The organism is Cytophaga aurantiaca DSM 3654 (assembly GCF_000379725.1).
Taxonomy (GTDB): Bacteria; Bacteroidota; Bacteroidia; order Cytophagales; family Cytophagaceae; genus Cytophaga; species Cytophaga aurantiaca.
Genome location: NZ_KB903664.1, coordinates 130,477 through 150,439 on the forward strand (window position 1 = coordinate 130,477; position 19,963 = coordinate 150,439).

At 37.5% G+C, this 19,963-nt stretch carries 16 protein-coding genes; 12 read left to right on the top strand and 4 right to left on the bottom strand.

All coding sequences use genetic code 11. The features are described from left to right. Positions 1–31 precede the first annotated feature (31 nt). Complete coding sequence (locus A3EE_RS0117575) at positions 32–271, top strand: bacteriocin immunity protein (protein WP_018344756.1); 240 nt, start codon at positions 32–34, stop codon at positions 269–271. Between the two features lie 171 nt (positions 272–442). On the opposite strand, the gene metG is transcribed toward A3EE_RS0117575, so the two are convergent. Continuing rightward, positions 443–2,512 carry a methionine--tRNA ligase gene (gene metG / locus A3EE_RS0117580; RefSeq protein ID WP_018344757.1) on the bottom strand — a complete coding sequence of 690 codons (2,070 nt, stop codon included), beginning with the start codon at positions 2,510–2,512 and terminating at the stop codon, positions 443–445. 613 nt (positions 2,513–3,125) lie between these two features. On the opposite strand from metG, the gene typA reads away from it, so the two are divergent. From typA to A3EE_RS0117600, 4 genes are all read left to right on the top strand, one after another. Continuing rightward, positions 3,126–4,934, top strand: coding sequence for a translational GTPase TypA (typA, locus tag A3EE_RS0117585; RefSeq protein WP_018344758.1), 1,809 nt, complete (start codon positions 3,126–3,128; stop codon positions 4,932–4,934). A gap of 289 nt (positions 4,935–5,223) precedes the next feature. Continuing rightward, positions 5,224–6,159, top strand: a complete 936-nt coding sequence (locus A3EE_RS0117590; protein WP_026209851.1) for a tetratricopeptide repeat protein — start codon at positions 5,224–5,226, stop codon at positions 6,157–6,159. A 286-nt stretch (positions 6,160–6,445) separates the two neighbouring features. Beyond that, positions 6,446–7,390 carry a tetratricopeptide repeat protein gene (locus A3EE_RS0117595; RefSeq protein ID WP_018344760.1) on the top strand — a complete coding sequence of 315 codons (945 nt, stop codon included), beginning with the start codon at positions 6,446–6,448 and terminating at the stop codon, positions 7,388–7,390. An 11-nt stretch (positions 7,391–7,401) separates the two neighbouring features. Then, the gene (locus A3EE_RS0117600) at positions 7,402–7,899 is read left to right on the top strand and encodes a hypothetical protein (RefSeq protein WP_018344761.1); all 498 of its coding nucleotides are present in this window, start codon (positions 7,402–7,404) and stop codon (positions 7,897–7,899) included. A gap of 38 nt (positions 7,900–7,937) precedes the next feature. On the opposite strand, the gene A3EE_RS0117605 is transcribed toward A3EE_RS0117600, so the two are convergent. Beyond that, positions 7,938–8,711 carry a DUF2490 domain-containing protein gene (locus A3EE_RS0117605; protein WP_083921289.1) on the bottom strand — a complete coding sequence of 258 codons (774 nt, stop codon included), beginning with the start codon at positions 8,709–8,711 and terminating at the stop codon, positions 7,938–7,940. A gap of 85 nt (positions 8,712–8,796) precedes the next feature. Here A3EE_RS0117605 and A3EE_RS0117610 point away from each other — a divergent pair, with 85 nt between their 5' ends. Next, positions 8,797–9,921 carry a formylglycine-generating enzyme family protein gene (locus A3EE_RS0117610; protein WP_018344763.1) on the top strand — a complete coding sequence of 375 codons (1,125 nt, stop codon included), beginning with the start codon at positions 8,797–8,799 and terminating at the stop codon, positions 9,919–9,921. 84 nt (positions 9,922–10,005) lie between these two features. Continuing rightward, positions 10,006–10,326 carry a hypothetical protein gene (locus tag A3EE_RS0117615; RefSeq protein ID WP_018344764.1) on the top strand — a complete coding sequence of 107 codons (321 nt, stop codon included), beginning with the start codon at positions 10,006–10,008 and terminating at the stop codon, positions 10,324–10,326. Positions 10,327–10,441: 115 nt separating this feature from the next. Here A3EE_RS0117615 and A3EE_RS0117620 read toward each other — a convergent pair whose 3' ends face one another. Beyond that, complete coding sequence (locus A3EE_RS0117620) at positions 10,442–12,697, bottom strand: patatin-like phospholipase family protein (RefSeq protein WP_018344765.1); 2,256 nt, start codon at positions 12,695–12,697, stop codon at positions 10,442–10,444. Positions 12,698–12,849: 152 nt separating this feature from the next. Between A3EE_RS0117620 and A3EE_RS0117625 the strand changes: the two genes are divergently transcribed. The 4 genes from A3EE_RS0117625 to A3EE_RS0117640 all read left to right on the top strand — a co-directional run bounded on the left by A3EE_RS0117625 (position 12,850) and on the right by A3EE_RS0117640 (position 16,334). Next, positions 12,850–13,911, top strand: coding sequence for an AI-2E family transporter (locus tag A3EE_RS0117625; RefSeq protein WP_033418252.1), 1,062 nt, complete (start codon positions 12,850–12,852; stop codon positions 13,909–13,911). A gap of 80 nt (positions 13,912–13,991) precedes the next feature. Then, positions 13,992–14,582 (top strand): DUF502 domain-containing protein, encoded by a 591-nt coding sequence (locus A3EE_RS0117630; protein WP_018344767.1) that lies wholly within the window; start codon positions 13,992–13,994, stop codon positions 14,580–14,582. A gap of 136 nt (positions 14,583–14,718) precedes the next feature. After that, positions 14,719–15,543: a DUF2490 domain-containing protein gene (locus tag A3EE_RS0117635; RefSeq protein ID WP_018344768.1), complete on the top strand. Its 825-nt coding sequence runs from the start codon at positions 14,719–14,721 to the stop codon at positions 15,541–15,543. Between the two features lie 83 nt (positions 15,544–15,626). Beyond that, positions 15,627–16,334 carry a porin family protein gene (locus A3EE_RS0117640; protein WP_018344769.1) on the top strand — a complete coding sequence of 236 codons (708 nt, stop codon included), beginning with the start codon at positions 15,627–15,629 and terminating at the stop codon, positions 16,332–16,334. Between the two features lie 77 nt (positions 16,335–16,411). Here A3EE_RS0117640 and A3EE_RS0117645 read toward each other — a convergent pair whose 3' ends face one another. Then, on the bottom strand, positions 16,412–17,530 hold the full coding sequence (locus A3EE_RS0117645) for a hypothetical protein (RefSeq protein ID WP_018344770.1): 1,119 nt from the start codon (positions 17,528–17,530) through the stop codon (positions 16,412–16,414). Positions 17,531–17,810: 280 nt separating this feature from the next. Here A3EE_RS0117645 and A3EE_RS21910 point away from each other — a divergent pair, with 280 nt between their 5' ends. Beyond that, on the top strand, positions 17,811–19,931 hold the full coding sequence (locus tag A3EE_RS21910) for a hypothetical protein (RefSeq protein ID WP_018344771.1): 2,121 nt from the start codon (positions 17,811–17,813) through the stop codon (positions 19,929–19,931). The last annotated feature ends 32 nt before the right edge of the window (positions 19,932–19,963 follow it).

Genomic DNA, 19,963 nt, shown 5'->3' on the forward strand with positions numbered 1-19,963 from the left:
AGAAATGAATATTTAAATAAGATTTTCAACTATGATGTCCAGAGAAGAATTAATTGAATTGGGACGGAAAATTGTGAATTGCGAGGGGACAGAAGAAGAGATAGATTCTATGTATGATTTATTTAATAAGAATGTTCCACATCCGAACGGTGCTAATTTATTCTATTATCCAGAAAATTTTAATGCGCGTAAAGATGATCTATCAAAATACAATCCTTTAATTGAAGAAGTTGTTGATCAGGCATTAAATTATAAACCAATTCAGCTTTAATCAGTTGCTCTTAAAATAACAAAGCCCGCGATCACTCGCAGGCTTTTCTATTTGTCTGAATTTGGATTTATTGGATTAGAAGATTAATTGGATTATTTACCCGTATTCAGATTATTGATTTTAGAAATTCTGCCTTTCAGAATAATCCAATAAATCCAAATTCAGACAATATCAACCAATCATACTACCCGCATTAACAACACCATCTGGTTGCACAAACTTCAACGAACCATCTGCATCTTCCGCCATTAAGATCATACCTTGTGATACGATGCCTTTGATCTCACGCGGAGCAAGGTTGGCAAGTAAAGATACTTGTTGTCCGATTATTTTTTCAGGATCGAAGTGTTCTGCGATTCCGCTTACTACCGTACGTTCGTCGATGCCCGTTTTAAGTGTAAGCTTTAATAGTTTTTTTGTCTTTGCAACTTTCTCTGCTGCAATAATTGTTGCTACACGGATATCCATTTTTGCGAAGTCGTCGAAGGAAACATTTTCTTTCAATGGTTTTACTTCAGCGTTGGCAAGCAAGTTCGCCTGTTTGGTGTCCTCCAGTTTTTTAACCTGTGCTTCAATTGTTGCATCTTCTATTTTGTCAAACAACAACTCGGCCGTGCCTAACTGATCGCCTGCTTTTAACAAGTCAATTGTACCAGCATTGTTCCAGGTGTTTGCTTTTAAGTTTAACATCGTAAATAATTTCGCCGATGTAAACGGAATGAACGGTTCAGAAACAATGGCTAGGTTTGCTGCAATCTGTAAGCCGATGTGTAAAATGGTTTTTACACGCTCCGGATTTTCTTTGTAGATCTTCCAAGGCTCCGTATCCGCTAAATATTTATTTCCCAAACGTGCAAGGTCCATCATGAAACCAAGTGCTTCACGGAAACGGTACTGCTCAATAGATGCAGCAATCTTACCCGGAAATTCTTTTAACATCATGATCACGCCTTCGTCTGAAGCTTCAAGCTTACCTAAAGCCGGGATCACACCTTCGTAATATTTATGTGTCAACACCAATGCACGGTTTACAAAGTTTCCGTAGATAGCTACAAGCTCATTGTTGTTGCGTGCCTGAAAATCTCTCCAGGTAAAATCATTGTCTTTTGTTTCCGGCGCATTCGCACACAATGCATAACGCAACACGTCCTGCTTGCCTTGAAATTCTTCCAAATATTCATGCAACCAAACAGCCCAGTTACGTGACGTAGAAATTTTATCGCCTTCAAGATTCATGAACTCGTTTGCAGGTACGTTGTCGGGAAGAATATAACTTCCTTCCGCCTTCAACATAGCAGGGAAGATGATGCAGTGAAATACGATATTATCTTTACCGATAAAGTGTACCAGCTTGGTATCGTCTTTCTTCCAGAAGTCTTCCCAGGTATTCGATTTATGAATTGCTTTGATCGCAGAATTCTTAAAGTAATCTTTTGCTGCCGAGATGTAACCGATCGGTGCATCAAACCAAACGTACAGAACTTTTCCTTCCGCACCGGCAACGGGTACAGGTACACCCCAGTCTAAATCACGTGTTACGGCACGGGGCTGCAAGCCTTGATCCAGCCACGATTTACACTGACCGTATACATTGGTCTTCCAGTTTTTATGATCTTCTAAGATCCATTGTTTCAACCACGGCTCGTATTGATCCAAAGGTAAAAACCAATGTTTCGTTGATTTCATTACCGGCTTCTCGCCACTTAGTGTAGAGCGCGGATTAATAAGCTCCGAAGGACTTAATGTTGAACCGCATTTCTCACACTGATCTCCATAGGCGTTTTCGTTTCCGCATTTCGGACAGGTACCAATGATGTATCTATCTGCTAAGAATTGTTCAGCCTTTGGATCGTAATATTGTTCGCTGGTTTGCTCGATGAATTTTCCATCTTCATACAACTTCTTAAAATACTCCGAAGAAGTTTCCGCATGAATTTTTGAAGACGTTCTGGAATAGATATCAAATGAGATCCCCAATTCTTCAAACGATTGTTTTATCTGAACGTGGTATTTATCTACGATCTGTTGTGGTGTAACGCCTTCTTTTTTTGCACGGATGGTAATAGGCACCCCATGTTCGTCTGAACCGCCGATAAACAATACATTTTCTCCTTTCGAACGTAAAAAACGCGCATAAATATCCGCAGGCACGTAAACACCTGCCAAATGGCCGATGTGAACCGGTCCGTTGGCATACGGCAGGGCAGAGGTAATTGTATATCTAGTAGGTTTGTTCGTCATATATGTAAAGTAATGAACTGCAAATATAAGAAATAAGGCTGGTACTGTAAATCTAGGGGCGATACCCCTAGCTAAAATATGCAAGGCTTTCAGCCTTAAAGGATTCTATAAACATTTAATGCGTTGTACCTTAACTTTATAACACACAAATAAGGCTGAAAGCCTTTCATATCCAAACTTGGGGCATCGCCCCAAGTTGAATAAGGAAGAAGACTAACTCTTGGGGCGATGCCCCAAGTTTTGCTATTACAGCCTTTCAGGCTGAGTGCTCTAACATTTACTTGATGTACTGGTTAGAGCACTTTTCAGGCTGAAAGCCTGACATATTTTAACTTGGGGCATCGCCCCAAGAATTTCAAGGCTGAACGCTTTTGCGTTTTGCATAGTTCAGAGCAGAGCTTATTAAAAACTTACCCGATTCATATTACTTTTTCATTAATTTTCAAAAGGCTTCAAAACCTTCATTTTAGCTTAAAAATAGCATTTTTAGACTTCTACTTTCAGCTTTTGGCCCTAAGCATGATGCATTTTTCCTTCTTTTTCAAAGCTTTAAGCATTACGCTTTTCGCTTTAAGCTTTTTTCCGTACTTTTGCACCTTATAAAATTCAATTTATGCAGAGTATCAGGAATATTGCGATCATCGCACACGTCGATCACGGTAAAACAACATTGGTTGATAAAATCATTCACGCTTCTAAAATCTTCAGAGAGAACCAAGTATTCGAAGACTTGATCTTGGATAACAACGATCAGGAACGCGAACGAGGCATTACAATTTTAGCTAAGAACGTTTCTATTCGTTATAAAGAACATAAAATTAACATTATCGATACACCTGGTCACGCCGATTTCGGTGGTGAAGTAGAACGTGTATTGAAAATGGCTGATGGTGTAGTACTATTAGTAGATGCATTTGAAGGTGCTATGCCTCAAACGCGTTTTGTATTAAGTAAGGCTTTGGGCTTAGGCTTGAAACCAATCTTGATTGTAAACAAAGTAGATAAAGAAAACTGCCGTCCGGACGAAGTACACGAAGAAGTATTCGACTTGATGTTCAACTTAGGTGCCACGGAGCATCAGTTGGATTTCGTTACACTTTACGGTTCAGGCCGTGGTGGTTGGATGAACACAGACTGGAAAGTTAAAACAGATAACATTATTCCTTTGTTGGATGCTATCGTGGATCACATTCCTCCAGCTCCTGTACACGAAGGTATTCCTCAAATGCAAATTACTTCTTTAGATTACTCTACATTCACAGGTCGTATTGCGATCGGTCGTGTGTTCAGAGGTGAATTGAAAGAAGGTGGTCAGTATTCATTAACTAAATCTGACGGTTCAATCAAAAAAGTACGTATTAAAGAACTTCATTCATTTGAAGGTTTAGGTAGAGTACGTGTTGAAAGCGTTTTAGCAGGTGATATCTGTGCTGTAGTTGGTATTGAAGATTTCGAAATTGGTGATACAATCACAGATTTAGAAAATCCGGAAGAACTTCCTCGTATCGCTGTTGATGAGCCTACAATGAGTATGCTTTTCACAATCAACAACTCTCCATTCTTCGGTAAAGAAGGTAAATTTGTAACATCTCGCCACATCAGAGATCGTCTGAATAAAGAATTAGAAAAAAACCTTGCGTTGCGTATTCAACCAGGTGAGTCTGAAGATAAATTCTTGGTATTCGGTCGTGGTATTCTTCACTTGTCTGTATTGATCGAGACAATGAGAAGAGAAGGATATGAATTACAAGTGGGACAACCACAAGTATTATATAAAGAAATTGATGGCAAACGTTGCGAACCGGTAGAAGTATTGGTAGTAGATGTACCACAGGAAACTTCCGGTAAAGTAATCGAATTAGCTACTCAACGTAAAGGTGAGTTGTTGATCATGGAACCAAAAGGTGATTTACAACACTTAGAGTTCAGAATCCCTTCACGTGGTATCATCGGTTTACGTACAAACGTATTGACTGCAACATTCGGTGAAGCAATTATGACACACCGTTTAGATGGATACGAGCCTTACAAAGGTACGATCGCTGAACGCGTAAGTGGTTCTATCATCTCTATGGATAGCGGTGATGTTACTGCATATGCATTGGATAAATTACAGGACAGAGGTAAGTTCTTCATCGAACCGGGTGATGTTATTTACCAGGGTATGGTTATCGGCGAGCACAACCGTCAGAACGATATCACTGTAAACGTTCAACGTGAGAAGAAATTGACTAACATGCGTGCATCCGGAACAGATGATAACGCTAAGATCGCTCCGAAGATCAACTTCTCATTAGAAGAGATGATGGAATACATCCAGAAGGATGAATACATCGAGGTTACGCCTAAGTCTTTACGTATGCGTAAAATCCTTCTTGACGAGAACGAACGTTTGAGAAACACGAAAAAAGAAACAGTTTAATCTGTTCTTTACATATATGAAAAGCCTTCTGATAGAAATATCGGAAGGCTTTTTTGTTTGGTATACATTGTTTGTGTTCCCACGACTGAAGTCGTGGGCTATGCAAACCGTACTGCATAGCCCATGGTTTTAACCATGAGATTTATAAGATTAACCATCCAAGCCGTTTATTTCGCTGCTGGCGCAAGCATTTGCTTACGCCTTTCATATGAATTTGAATAGCCGATTATATTAAATATCTTAACGTAAGATATGTTTTGTAGAATATTGAATTGCTAATACATCATTTATGAAAAGGGTTTTATTAATATTTTTATTTCTATTCGCATCCTTACTTTATTCCATTGCTTGTGTTAATGGGCTTACACGAGAGCTAAAGGATGGCACAGTGGTTTCAATGGATTTAAGAGGGGAGCATAGTAAGTATATTCCTATGGGATATTTGATTTTTAACAGTGATAAAGCATTAAAACGGTTGGATAGTTTATGGAAGACTACAAAAGATGTAGATTATTTATCCGATTATGCTGTTGTTTTAATTTTTCAACATGAATATAAAAAGGCAAGGGACATTTATTTGAAGATTGAAAAAATAAAGCCTGATCAGTATGCCACTGCTGCAAATCTTGGGACGGCATATGAATTGTTGGGCGATAATAATAACGCACTTAAATGGATACGCAAATCTGTACAGATTAATCCTGCGTCACATGATAGTTCAGAATGGGTTCATGTAAACATTCTTGAAGCAAAAATAAAAGGAGATAAATTTTATACATCTGATTTTTTATTAAAAACCAACTTTGGCAACGACTCCATTCCTGTATCTGCATTGTCCAATACTGAATTAATTAAACTAAGTGATGCCCTAGCTTTTCAGTTGAATGAAAGAGTATATTTTACAAATCCATTAGATAACGATAAAATTGTTGCTCAGCTATTATTTGATCTGGCGAATGTTTTGACCTTGCTTGAGAATAAAAAAGACGCGTTAGCTGTATATAAAATAGCCAGAAAATATGGATACTCAGGTCCGCTTTTAGATAGTCGAATGAATTATGTTAAATCTAAGTTAATAGCCGATACAGATTCTTTACAAGCAATCAGTAAACCTGTTTTGCAAACACCTGTTTCTGAATCCGACTATACACTGTTCTATATCCTCGGTGTAGGTGCCAGTATATTATCAATAGGTGGTTTTTTCTTTTTTAAGAGAAAGAAATGAATCTATGCGTAGAGGCTATATAACCTATTTCCACGATTGAAGTTGTGGGTTATGCAAAGTCGTAGGCTACGCAAAGGCATTATGTGATCCCAACCGTTTCAATGATTATCTGTTTAACTATTTGCATAGCCCACGATTTTATCCGTGGGTAATTGATTAGAAAAAGTATTCAACCTTATATTTTCATTCAGTAATTTGAATAGCCCGATTATATTAAATATATTAACATACGAATAAGACTGCTAGAGAACTATTCAATTAAAGTTGAACAATATTTGAAGTTTACATGATAAGAGTTATTTGCCTATTCGTTATTTCATTTTTCTTAGTTACATCATCATATGCTTGTATACAGGGGCTTCAGGAATTAAGCGATGGTAGAGTCGTTTCAGTAGAGAATCAAAATCTTTTTATCCCTAAAGGGAATACACTCATTCCTCAGGATGAAAACGTATTGTTTCGTTTGGATAGCTTGTGGAAAGCCACTAAGAATGTAGATTATTTGTCTGATTACGGAATGGTGCTCATTGTAAATGGAAAATACGAAGAAGCAAAAAACAGTTATTTACAGATTGAAAAAATAAAGCCGAATCAATATCCAACAGCGTCAAACCTTGGAACGCTATACGAGTTGCTTGGGGATAATAAAAATGCACTCACATGGATTCAGAAAGCTGTAAAGTTAAATCCGGTATCACACGACAGTTCTGAGTGGCTGCATGTACGGATCCTGGAAGCAAAGATCAATGGAGCACCTTATGTAAATACAAATTTTTTATTGCACACAGATTTTGGTCGTGATTCGATACCTGCCTCGGAATTATCAAAAACAGAATTGCTGCATTTGCAAAAAGCATTATTCTATCAATTAAATGAGCGTTTAACATTTATTCATTCATCTGATAAAATTGTTGCACAGCTTTTATTTGATCTGGCGAATATTTCCTTGCTTACAGGCGTGAATATTTATCAGGTAAATGATATATACAGCATGGCTAAAAAGTATGGATACGAAGGTCCTTTGTGGGATAAGAGAAGCACGTATGCAAAACATTTAAGTCTGAAGATCAATAAAGGACAGGTAGATACTCCTGCTCATAAAAGAGAAGAAGTGAAAACACCTGAAGTAGATTTTCCATGGGCAATCATTCTTGGCGTTTGTTTTCTAATCGCTCCGGTGTTTATGTTCTTCTATTTGAAATCAAAAATGAATACCAGTAATCCGAAATAATTTTTTTAGTCATGTACACATACATAAAAAATATTCTGGTAGTTATTTGTATACTTGTGGCAGGGCTAAGTGATGTAGCTGCTCAGAATGATACCTGTAATGTCCAGTCTTACGTACGTGCTGACGGGGTTTTGATTCGTGGCGTTGATTTTGAACCGATTTTTAAAAATGATAGTATACAAATATCAGCAGCCATGTATACAATCGATAAAGATTATTATTTGGTGCTTCGTATTGAAGGGGATAAGAAATTATATAAATACAACAATGATCTTGCTATACAATTCTCTGACAGTACAGTTATTTTATTGCCTTTTGATTCTAATAAAGATGACCGCAGTAAAAAAATGTATGAAAGTTATTTTAAAATAAATAACGATGGTATGGGATACATAGAGCGGTATACTGTTGAACGTTTTATTTATACCGTTAATGGTGTTCGGAAAAACCTGATGATTCAACGAAAACACATTCTTCAGCGGCATTTTGCCTGCCTTAGAAAGAATTGATTTTTATTCAATAGCTACTGGATTATATGTATCAGTACCTATTTTTTATTGAAGTAGCCTTTAAAATAATTAACAGAGAAAATATTGTTAATGGATAAAGTTAACGCCCAGGCTTGGATGCTGGCATCAGATCCATTGGGTAATATCCGTATTGTATAAGCGTAAAGTGATTCAAGAGTTATATAATCGGTGATACAATAGCCTAGCCCAACTTGAGTTAAGTTCCGATCAAAAAAATGATAACCTGTTACTGAGCTTCCTGTGTTAAACATGATTTCGTTTGAAACATATAAATAGAGTGCTCCCTGTATTAGATTTTTTTTATTTATTCCTACAACAGATTTTATTAAGTAGCGTGGACGAAACGTATTGACAAAGTCACCTGTACTATTTTCTATGATACGATCTTCAATACGGATTCTGTTTTGAAGTGTCCAGCGATTAAACGGAGAATAGTAAACATTTTGAATAGCAATTCTGTATTCCATTCTGTCATAATCAGAATCTGCAGTTGATCTGTTCCAGATAGGTTCAAAAAATAGAGAAGTCTTTACTTTTGATCTGAAATAGTGATTATACCAGATTCTACCGCCCACCCCGGAATTATAGCCTAAACTAGTAGAAGTATCTGCATCAGATTCACGGTTTGAATACAGATCAATTCCAATGGTTGATTTATTAAAAGGTTTGCTTGTAAAATCTATTTCAGGCCAGAATTGTGTACTCGAATTTTTTTGCGCAATCACATTTTCAGATTGAAAAAAGAAAAGTGCACACGATAAAAATAAATAAACCCTATATATATTCCGCATAAACTAAAGGATATGGGCTAATTTACACTTATTTTATTAAATCTGCTTGCATGATAAATCTAAAAAATAATAATACATTTATTTTATGAATAAAATAATACGTAAGCTGGTCAATTCAATTGCAGTTTTAACTTTCATATTTTCATTGGCTTGTACATCTCCTTCGGAGCAGGCTGCAGAAACGAAAGATAGCATGAGTTGCCACAAAGGGATTCCGGATCGTTTTTCGAGCAGTGGTGGTGTTGTAAATCTTTCAGATATTGTACAACGTGCGGATACCAATCATACTGGCATGGTATGGGTACCCGGAGGTACGTTTTCTATGGGGGCAGACAACAAGCAAGCTTCCCGGGATGAATATCCCAAACATAGAGTAACGGTAGATGGCTTCTGGATGGATGCTACAGAAGTTACAAATAAAGAGTTTACAGAATTTGTAGAAGCGACAGGATATATAACAACTGCTGAACGGAAAATAAACTGGGATGAAATAAAAAATCAAGTTCCTGTAGGAACACCGAAGCCGCATGATAGTTTGTTGCTGCCATCTTCGTTGATATTTAAGCCATCGCTGGGGCAGATTGATATGAATGATTATACGCAATGGTGGGAGTGGAAGCGCGGTGCAGACTGGCAACATCCTCAAGGGCCGGGGAGTACTATTGAAGGTAAAGAGGATTATCCGGTTGTACAGGTTTCCTGGGATGATGCAGTGGCATATGCTAAATGGGCTGGGAAACGCTTGCCTACCGAAGCGGAGTGGGAGTATGCAGCGCGCGGAGGTCTTGAAAATAATATTTATCCATGGGGCAATACATTCTTAAAAGATGGTAAGCCAAATGCGAATTACTGGCAGGGGAAATTTCCATATCAAAATGATAACAGTGATACATATGAAAATTCGGCTCCTGTTAAATCATTCAAGCCAAATGGCTATGGGTTGTATGATATAGCAGGAAATGTATGGGAATGGTGTTCGGATCTATACAGATATGATTATTATGTATCCATGGAAAATATTGTTTCCAAAAATCCCATGGGGCCTATAGATAGCTATGATCCTGACGAACCTAATGTTTCAAAACGTGTAACAAGAGGAGGTTCTTTTTTATGCAATGAATCGTATTGTTCGGGATATAGAGTTGCAAGACGCATGAAGACAACACCGGATTCTTCTATGGAACATCAGGGTTTCAGGTGTGTGAAATAGAAAGATCGTTTTCAATAGTCCGGTCCGTCACATAAATGTGACGGCAATGAAAGCGAGGCAATTTTTCAAATCAACATATGTTGTATGCATGGTGTTCAAACTAAGCGGGCAATTAATTCAATGACAGCAAAATATATAATTAAAAACATCTTTAGGATTACTGGTCGCGGACTAGTACTAGCAGGTTATATTGAGGAAGGAGAAGTATTTATTGGTGATTATATTGAATTCAGCATATTTGAAAAAACTATAAAAAGAAAAATATTAGGAGTTGAAGGTATTAGAAAAGCGAATGCAGATAATACTAATACAGGCCTTCTTATTGAATGTCACAGTGAAAAAGAAATTGATGAGTTAGGTCAATGGATACCTAAAGACGAAATTGGATTGGTGACAAAAGACTAAATAATAAATACTAAGTAGATAATTCATAGATACGCCCCGCTTCATTGCCGTTGTGCTTTAGCCAACGGTTTTTTTCTTTTATAAAATTCTGAATTCGTTAATTATTTTCATCCGATCAGAATATAAACCCAACTTTTATATTTGAATAGACGGCGTTTATTTCCGGCGAATACATTGCTGTAATTTCCATTGGTAATGCTCCTATATCATAACCGATGCCTGCTGAAAATCCATTGATCCATTTTGCTTCTTTAGATTGCGTCTTGTCTGTTGACCATAAATTGTCATAATTATAAATACTTGTATTCACTCTTCCCAGTAGTAACAGATGACCTAAAAGATTATACTGATAGCCTACCATGGCTATTGCTGTGGAGTTGGTAATGATCTGCCCTTCATTGATTCCTGCAAATGGAATCTGTTGATTTAATATATATTGTATACCGCCTGTAAAGTAATTGTCTAAAATAAAATCTTTTGAATTAATACAATAGGCTCCTTCCATTTTTAAGATAAGTGTTGATCGTATGCTTAATGGTTTGTACGTGATGTATTTTAATCTTAACCGATACAATTCAGGAGTGCCTTTGACTTTTGCTGAAATACCTTCAATGTAATTGTCTGTTGTGTCTGCAGATATATGCAATGAGCGGTTGTAATCTATTCCTATTTCAGCTAATAGTTCGTGGCCGCTGGTTGGGAAATTCGGGCTGTTGATCGTTTTCGATTCTGTTCGGATATAAGAAAATATTTCAGTAAAATTTCCTCTGTAACTTATCTGTTCAGGCGTTACTTCCGGAGAGTATCGGACGTTTTGGAAATTTGTACCTGCTGTAACACTCCAATTAATGGTGAATACTTTTGTGAAATTTAAATCAAATAATGATTTATTGATATTATAAACGACTCGCTTATTTGATTCATCATAGAGATTCAATGGTAAATGATCGTATTCGTAACTGATGTTAAAATAGGAATTTGTTTTTTTACCGAATGCCTGTCTATGCTGAACAAAGCCTCTGAAATACTCACCAACTGCAAACTTGGCCATTGTTCTGGATTTGGTAAATAGCAGATCTCGTAGGGTTAGATTTGCTATGACAGCAAAGCCGGTAAATGTTAGATACGAAATGCCAACTTTAGCTTGTGTTAACGGAGCTTCTTTCACAATGCAGGTTAAATTTGCATGATCTTTCTCCGTAGGCGTTAATTGGTAATACACGTTTTTATAATACCGTGTTGAAAATGCATTTCTAAAACCTGCATTCAATTCATCTATGGAATAAGAAGCACCTGCTTCAATTCCAAGCTTGTCCTGTAATAATTCTTTATTTGTTTTTTCTATTCCTATAAATTCGATTTTATCAATTACTAATTTATGAGACTTCGGCAACCGTCCATCGGGGCTGTAGTGTATATGCTGAATTGCATTTAATGAATCGGCTAATTTTTTAAAAAACGGATAATACAGTTTCCCTATTTCTTTTCCGATTGCAATAATATCGTTTGCATCACTAAAACTTCCTGCAGAATATTTTTCCAAAGGTGGTTCAATGATCAGATCGCATAAACGTTTTTCTTTTACCAGATCTTCCGCATCTCTGTATTGTGTGATCTGGTAAAAAATATCCATGGCAGTATTCAGTTTTGAAATATCAGGAAGTCCTTCGAACAGATTTACTCCGATCACATAATCGGCTCCCATTTCTTTAACATCAATGACAGGGAAATTTCGAACGATACCACCATCTACCAGTTTGGTTGAATCGTAACCAACTGCTGTAAAGATGCTGGGTATGGCCATGCTGGATCGGATTGCAGTTACGATCTCTCCCTGTGAATGTACAACGGCGTTGCCTGTTGACAGATCCGTTGCAATGCATTTAAAAGGAATATTGAATTTTGAAAAATCTTTTATATCATACACCGGTGAATACAATTGAGTCAATGTGAGCCATAATTCTTCAGATTCAATCAAGCCGGATGGTATTTGTGGCTGCAGTTTTTCTAAACCCAATTCAATGGAATACTTTGCATATTCGTCTTTTTCTTCAATGCTGATATTTTTGTAATCGGGCTTGTTGCTTAACAAGGTATTCCAGTTTAAGTCCCGGGCAATTTTTTCTATGTCATTTCCTGAGTACCCAATTGCATATAAACCGCCAATGACACTTCCCATGCTTGTTCCGGTAAGGTAATCGATCTTTAGTCCTGCACTATCGATCGCTTGTAAGATCCCGATATGTGCAAGTCCTTTTGCACCCCCGCCGCTTAGAACAAGACCTATCTTTGGTCGTTCCTGAGCAGTAGCCTGCAAATGGAAAAAGAATAATAAAAGAATAATTATAATTTGCGCTCTAAGTAATTTCATGGAATAAATACTATTTTTGAAAAGTAGTACATGATGTTTAACATGTAATTGAATCTGAAAAAAGGGGTAATGCTCTTTTCAAATATAATTCGTTTAAAATAATAATTCATATTTTTACCTGAAAGAAATAATTCAATTAATAGAAAAGCCCTATGAATAATCAGTCTCCAGCACATTCTTTTTACGATACCACCATACGTATGATTTTTCTTCTGATCATTATCGTGTGGTGTCTGTTGATTTTAAATCCGTTTGCAAACGTATTGCTTTGGAGCCTTATATTGGCGCTGGCTATGTTGCCTTTGCATCGGTTTCTATCTAAAAAACTTGGCGAGAAGCCAAAATTAGCTTCGTTCATACTTGTTTTTAGTTTTTTGCTTTTGGTAATCATACCGCTCTTCGTAGTAGTCACATCGCTTGTGGAAGAAGTGATGCAGCTCAAGGCAACGTATGTTACAGATCCGCTTACTATTCCGGCGCCAGATGAAAAAATTAAATCGTTGCCGGTGATAGGTAAAAAACTATACACAAACTGGCTGGCGATCTCAACAGACAAAGATGCATTTGTACAGTCGCATCAGGAGCAGCTTATCGAGTTTGGTAAAGTATTTATGAAAGGTATCTTAGGAGCTGTAAGCAGCATCATACAACTTATTTTATCTCTTTGCATAGCAGGTGTGTTATTGGCATACGATGATACCGGCAAGTGGCTGCGGGAGTTTTTTATAAAAATTGCAGGTAGCAGGGGAGATGAGTTTGCAGATCTTACCGTTAAAATAGTTAGTAGTGTTGTGAAAGGTGTTCTTGGCGAAGGCTTTGTTTTAGCGCTGTTGCATGGTGTGGTGTTTATGCTCGCAGGTGTACCGTACCCGGGTATTCTGACCTTGGTGGTATTTGTTTTTGCTATAGTACAGGTGCCGGCGTTTTTTGTTTCAATTCCGGTTGTGATATACTTTTTTGTAACAAAAGAAACCATGCCTGCTGTTATGTGGTCTGTACTTATGATTCTGGTAAGTCTTTCGGATAATATACTCACGCCGTTGATGCTTGGCAAAGGCGCGCCTGTACCGATGGTTGTCATATTTATTGGTGTGATCGGAGGCTTTGTATTGTCGGGTTTTATAGGGCTGTTTACAGGTGCTATTGTAATGTCATTGGGCTATAAATTATTTCTTGAGTGGATTAGGCCGGGTAACACGCTCGTTAAAGAATAATCAACGACTTCGTGTAATTAATATAAATAAAAAGTTTGCTGAAGTTTTTATATTTTTGTACGCTGCTACAAGACTTATTTATGAAAAAAATACTGATTATATTAAAAAATACATTGTTACGAGGCATTGTATTTACAGTACCGATATTGGTGGTTGTTATTGTACTCGAACAGGTATTTGAAAAACTTCAGCAAATAGCAAATCCCATAGCAGATCTATTGCCGTATCATTCTCTTTTTGGAATTGGTAAAGCATATTGGGCTGTTTTTTTAATACTCATTTTGGTTGGTCTTTTGATGGGATTGGTTGCCAGACTTAAAGTAGCAATGAATTCTGTAATCTGGCTTGAAGATAATTTATTGAATCGTTTGCCGGGTTACACGTTTATGAAGCAAATGGGTGAATCAATGATTGGAGCAAATGATACATCAGCTTATAAAGTGGTATTGTTAGATATTGAAGATTCCTGGCAGCTGGCCTATCTTGTGGAAGAACTCGATGGCAATATGATTGCGGTGTATGTACCTAGTGTGCCCAGTGCATTGGATGGAGATTTGTTCTATGTGCCCAAAAGTCGTATTAAAGAAACATTCATTTCTTATAAGGATAGTATCCGATTACTGCATTGTCAGGGACGGGGATCTAAAAAAATTATGAAAGGGGTATTCTGATTTTAAACCTGATTGATTATTTTATTCAAATTTGCTTTCATATTCATAGAAGTATCGCAATACATTTGAATTTACATGCATTATATGAATCTTTATAAAGGGATTGCCATGATCATTTTACTTTTATTAAAACAGGATGCGTCTTTTACTTTTTAATATTCAGCAGTACCGTATGTTCAGAATGTGTTCGCTCATTCTTTTTATACAGGTGCTTATATCTTTCAAGAGTAGTGCACAATCATATCCTGTAAATTATACAGGCTGGTATGGCTATGAAGGCTACCATGCTTTTAGAGAAGGTAAGCCCTGGGGATTAATGGGTGAAGCGTTCTGGATCCGGGATGAAGTGATACTGAAACAAAATGCCTTGTTTGCCAGAGTCGGACTGAATTATTATTTGCCTTCGGGTAACCGCATCAATGCAGGGATTGCGTATCAATATAATTATCCGTATGATGAGGCATCGAAGCCATACAACTGGCCGGATTACAGGTTGTTTCAGCAATACCTGATCCGTATAGCACGACCGAAAGGCATGTGGCAATTTCGTTTCAGAATAGAAGAACGCTGGCTTGGCAGAAAGACAGATCCTGCACAATCGACGTTTGATTATTACAAATATGAAACGTCGTTCATCATGATGGCTAAAAAATCCTTTAATCTGGGTGAAAAATATTATGCCGTTGTATATGACGAGATCTGGTTGGTCTTTAATCCTGCGGATCGGATCTTAGATCAGAACCGGGCATACCTGGGCTTTGGAATGAATCTGGATGAAAAAAAGGAATGGAGACTGGAACTCGGATACATGAATCAACCTAATTTTGATGACTCGCCAGATACAGATAACAGAGCCAGAATGAATCATGCACTGCGTGTTACGCTTACTTCAGATATACCATTCAGGCGCGGAGGAGCTTCGAAGAAGAATAAAGCAATGGAGAAACTTAAAACGTTATAGGTGAAAATGATTTTATTGGACAACTGTTGCTGTTGGGGGATTTTTATATTTACTTTTAATGAATTGAATGAATACTATCGTATATGAAAAAAAGCATCTTTATTTTATTGATTTCTTTATTCGCTTATCAGGCACATTCTCAGGTATTGATTTCATTGCTCTTGGGAGATAAACTGAATTCTGATAAAATTGAATTCGGTTTGGAAGGCGGAGCAAACTTCTCCCACATCTCTTCCTTGCAATCAACGAAGTATGTTCCGACTTTTAATTTAGGTTTCTATTTTGATATTCAGATTAAAAAATCGTGGCGCTTGTATACAGGCGTGCTGGTAAAATCAAATTTAGGGACAAAAGAGTTATCTGCTTCTGATTTAATTCAGCTACATGCTTCAACATACAATGCAAGCGGAACATACAGTCAGAAAATAGATTATTTTTTAGTACCTGTATTAGCCAAATATCAATTCAAAAATAGAATCTATCTGGAAGCCGGTCCGCAAGCGGGTTTAATGACGAAGGGCTGGGTTGAATTCAAATCTGATAGTGGTAATACGACTGCAAAGATCAAAGAAAAAAATACGGACAATATTCATCGCATTGATTTTGGTTTTGTTGGCGGCTTTGGATATAAATTTCAAAAAACACAAGGCGTAACGATTGGGGTGAAATACTATTATGGATTAACGGATGTATACAAAGACATTGCAGGCAGCAATAACAGTTCATTTTTTATTAAGTTAAATATTCCGATTGGCGCAGGTAAAAAGAATAAAGATGCTGTTGCTGAATAATTGATCAAGAAAAATTAAAATGAAAAAATCCGTTCCGATTGCTCGGGACGGATTTTTTTTATTGAATACAATATATTTTACAATCCAAATCGGTATTGCAGACCTGCAATTACTTGGGTTCTCCCTCCAAAGAAACCAGCTTCGGCTCTTATCATCCAGTGTCTGTTAAATTGAAATTGGCTACCTACTAAGAAGTTCCACATTTGTGTTGGTCTTTTAGAAAGAGAATATTGTACGGTTGCTTTTTCTGCATTCGTTACCACAGTAGATAAACCGTCTAAGGTAGCTTCAGCTTTAGCCAGTGCATTTTCTGCCGCATCTTTTTTTGCTATGTTTCCAGGTCTTTGCTGTTCCGCCGGACTAAGTCCAGCCCACCAGGTGTCAACGTTTTGCTGTGCATCATCAATTTTGGTGTAGCCATTATCTATTTTCTGTTCGATGCCCTCTGTATTAAACAGATCTCCTATAGGCATTGAGCCGGATGTACTGGAACTCATTTTTAAACGAAAACCTCCGACCCAAAAAGTAACATTTTGATCGGGCTTATGCAGTTTGAACGCTTTCCCAACTCTTGGTCCGAATATATAGATAAAGGCTGGTTTGTCTAACTGTGGAATATCGGTCCAGGTGAAGTTCATATCCATCGCCATCCAGCAGCCTTTGATACCCATTGTTGGAGTTAGTCCAAAACCGGCTGTCGTGCCTTGGAAATTTGCTTTCGTTTGAAAACTTGCAATGCTTTGCCAATCAGAGCCAGGCACGGATGGGTCTGTCGGGATCTGGAGATCAATATCAATTGCAGTAGATGAATTTGATTTGGCAAGAATCCCGTAAACATTCAGAAAGGGAAGCACCCACACATCCGGACGTATATTGATTCCTTGTGACGTGGCAGTTGCATTATTGAAGTGAACAATGTTGTCCATGTTGTACATGGTGCCATGATTGAAACCAACTTGTAGATTGCTAACAGTGATGTCCGATTTTTGCCATAAATAATTTAGCCCCAATCCTCCTGAATACGGAAGTTTAAAACCTTTCGCGGCAACCTTCTTTCCCCATATAGGCAGCAGATAAGGATAAGGTTCTTCTTGTTTAACAGTGTCTTTTTTAAGATTGTCTCTATCGGAGAATACCTGAGCTTGCCCCAATAAACAGGAAGATGTAAAAAGGAACGTAAGTATATACTTTGTCATCAGTTAAAAATTTAGTTTATAATACAAGTATACATGTTTTAATTAATTTTTTTATGATTTTATAACATGTTTTTTGTGCCACATATTTTACGGTTCAAATAAATGAAAATTTAAAGTGAGAATATTGATACTTGTCATAATAAGGTACTGACGATATAGGGTGAGATAAAAGTCAAAAAATAACATTATCTTTCCAGAGTTTTAAATGCTCTTTTAAAAGCATTTTGCTATTTAAAACAAGTAGTCTTTTATTTTTATATAATTATAAATTACAACGCATATGAATATTCGTTTAATCAGATCAGGAATGTTTTTTTTATTCCTTGCAATGATATGCAATGGTGTATCTGCACAATGGCCTAAAGTTGTTACAGGCAAGAATGCTGAAAAAATTACCATCTATCAGTTTCAGCCTGAAAGTGTAGAAGGTAATATGGTTAGTGGCCGTTCTCCTTTTTCAATCCAATACAAATCTTCAGATGATTATCTTTTCGGATTGTTTTGGTTTGACGCTACTGTATCAACAAATACGAAAACTCAAGTTACCACACTTGTAAGCATAACGGTTACGGATATTAAATTGCCGGATGTAACGGATACAACTAAAATTGCTGAGATCAGATCTATTTTGGAAACAGAAATCCCTAAGCTTAAGATCTCCGGTTCAATGGCAGATATACATGTTGCATTAAAAGAAGAACAAGACAATACAAATAAAAATTTTAATAATAATGCTCCGTTCATCTATTATAAGAATGCGCCTACAACGCTTGTTATTATTGATGGAGAACCTAAGATCGAAGAAGATAAAGAACTGAATGTAAAGCGTGTGATCAATACGGCATTTTTACTTGTTCAGGATCCCGGCAATAGTAAGTTTTATTTGTATGGTGGCAGTGCATGGTATGTTTCTTCAACAGCAAAAGAAGGGTATGTTGAAACCACAAAGCTTCCGGGCAATGTTTCTGCTTTAGATAAAAAATTAAAAAGTGAAGGTAAGTTAAATGAAGCTCCTGTATCAAAAGATTCTAAAGAAGAAAAGGAAGCTGCGCCTGCGATTTTGATCAGTACTGTTCCGGCTGAGCTGATACAAACAAAAGGGGAGGCACAATTTTCAAATGTAGAAGGCACAAGTTTGCTTTTTATTTCGAATTCAGAAGATGATATTTTCAAAAATATCAATGATCAGAAGTATTATGTATTACTCTCAGGAAGATGGTATGCCGCTCCGAAGTTAGATGGTACCTGGGAATATATTGCAGCTGATAAATTACCGGCAGACTTTAAAAAAATACCGGCAGGTTCTGAAAAGGATGATGTGCTTGCAAGTATTGCCGGCACAGATGCCAGTAAGGATGCGGTTAAAGAAGCACAGGTTCCTCAGACAGCAAAAGTAAGCAGAGATTCTGCAACGTGTACCGTAACATATAATGGTGAGCCGGTGTTTGAAAAAATTGAAGGCACATCACTAGAGCTTGCAAAGAACACAAGTAGCACGGTGATCAAATCCGGTAAAAGTTATTATGTATTGGAAAGCGGTGTTTGGTTTATATCTGAAAATGCAAAAGGCCCGTGGAAGGTAAGTGATGAACGTCCAAAAGATCTGGATAAGATACCACCAAGCTCACCGGCTTACAATGCACAGAATGTATACATATATGAAACAACACCTCAGTTTGTGTATGTTGGTTATACACCAGCATACATGGGCTGTTATGTGTATGGCGGTACGGTAGTATATGGAACAGGGTATTATTACAATCCATGGTATGGCCCGTATTATTATCCAATGCCGATGACGTATGGATATAGCATGCATTATAGTCCGTATATGGGTTGGAGCATGAGCGTTCATTCTTATTATGGTTGTTATCACGCGGTATATTTCGGACCGCCAATGTATCGTCCTCCATACTATGCACACTATCATGGTGGCATGTATGGCCCGCATGGTCCAACGTATATACATAATGATATAAATATAAATGTTGATCGTTCGAATAATATCTATAACAAACGGAATGGTGCCACAACCAATGATGTTAAGAGAGGAAATTATTCGAAGCCAAGTACGATGGATAAAAGTAATGGGCAACGTGGACAATCCACTGGCGCACCGCGTGCAACAACGGGTCAACGCAATCAGAATGCAGGAGGTAATAATACAGGAACACGTCAGCCTGCCGGTGGAAATGGGAACGCAGGGAATGCAAATAGAGCAGGTGCGGGCAATGCAGGTGCAGGAGGCGGCGGTGGACAGATGAATCGTCAGCAGCCAGAGGGTGGCGGCAATATGGGCGGCGGAGATGGTGGATTTGGCGGACGCGGCGGATTTGGTGGTGCAGGCGGTGGTGGTATGGGTGGCGGCGGTCGCATGGGTGGCGGTGGTAGAGGAAGATAATATTCATTAGGTATACATTCAATAAAAAAAGG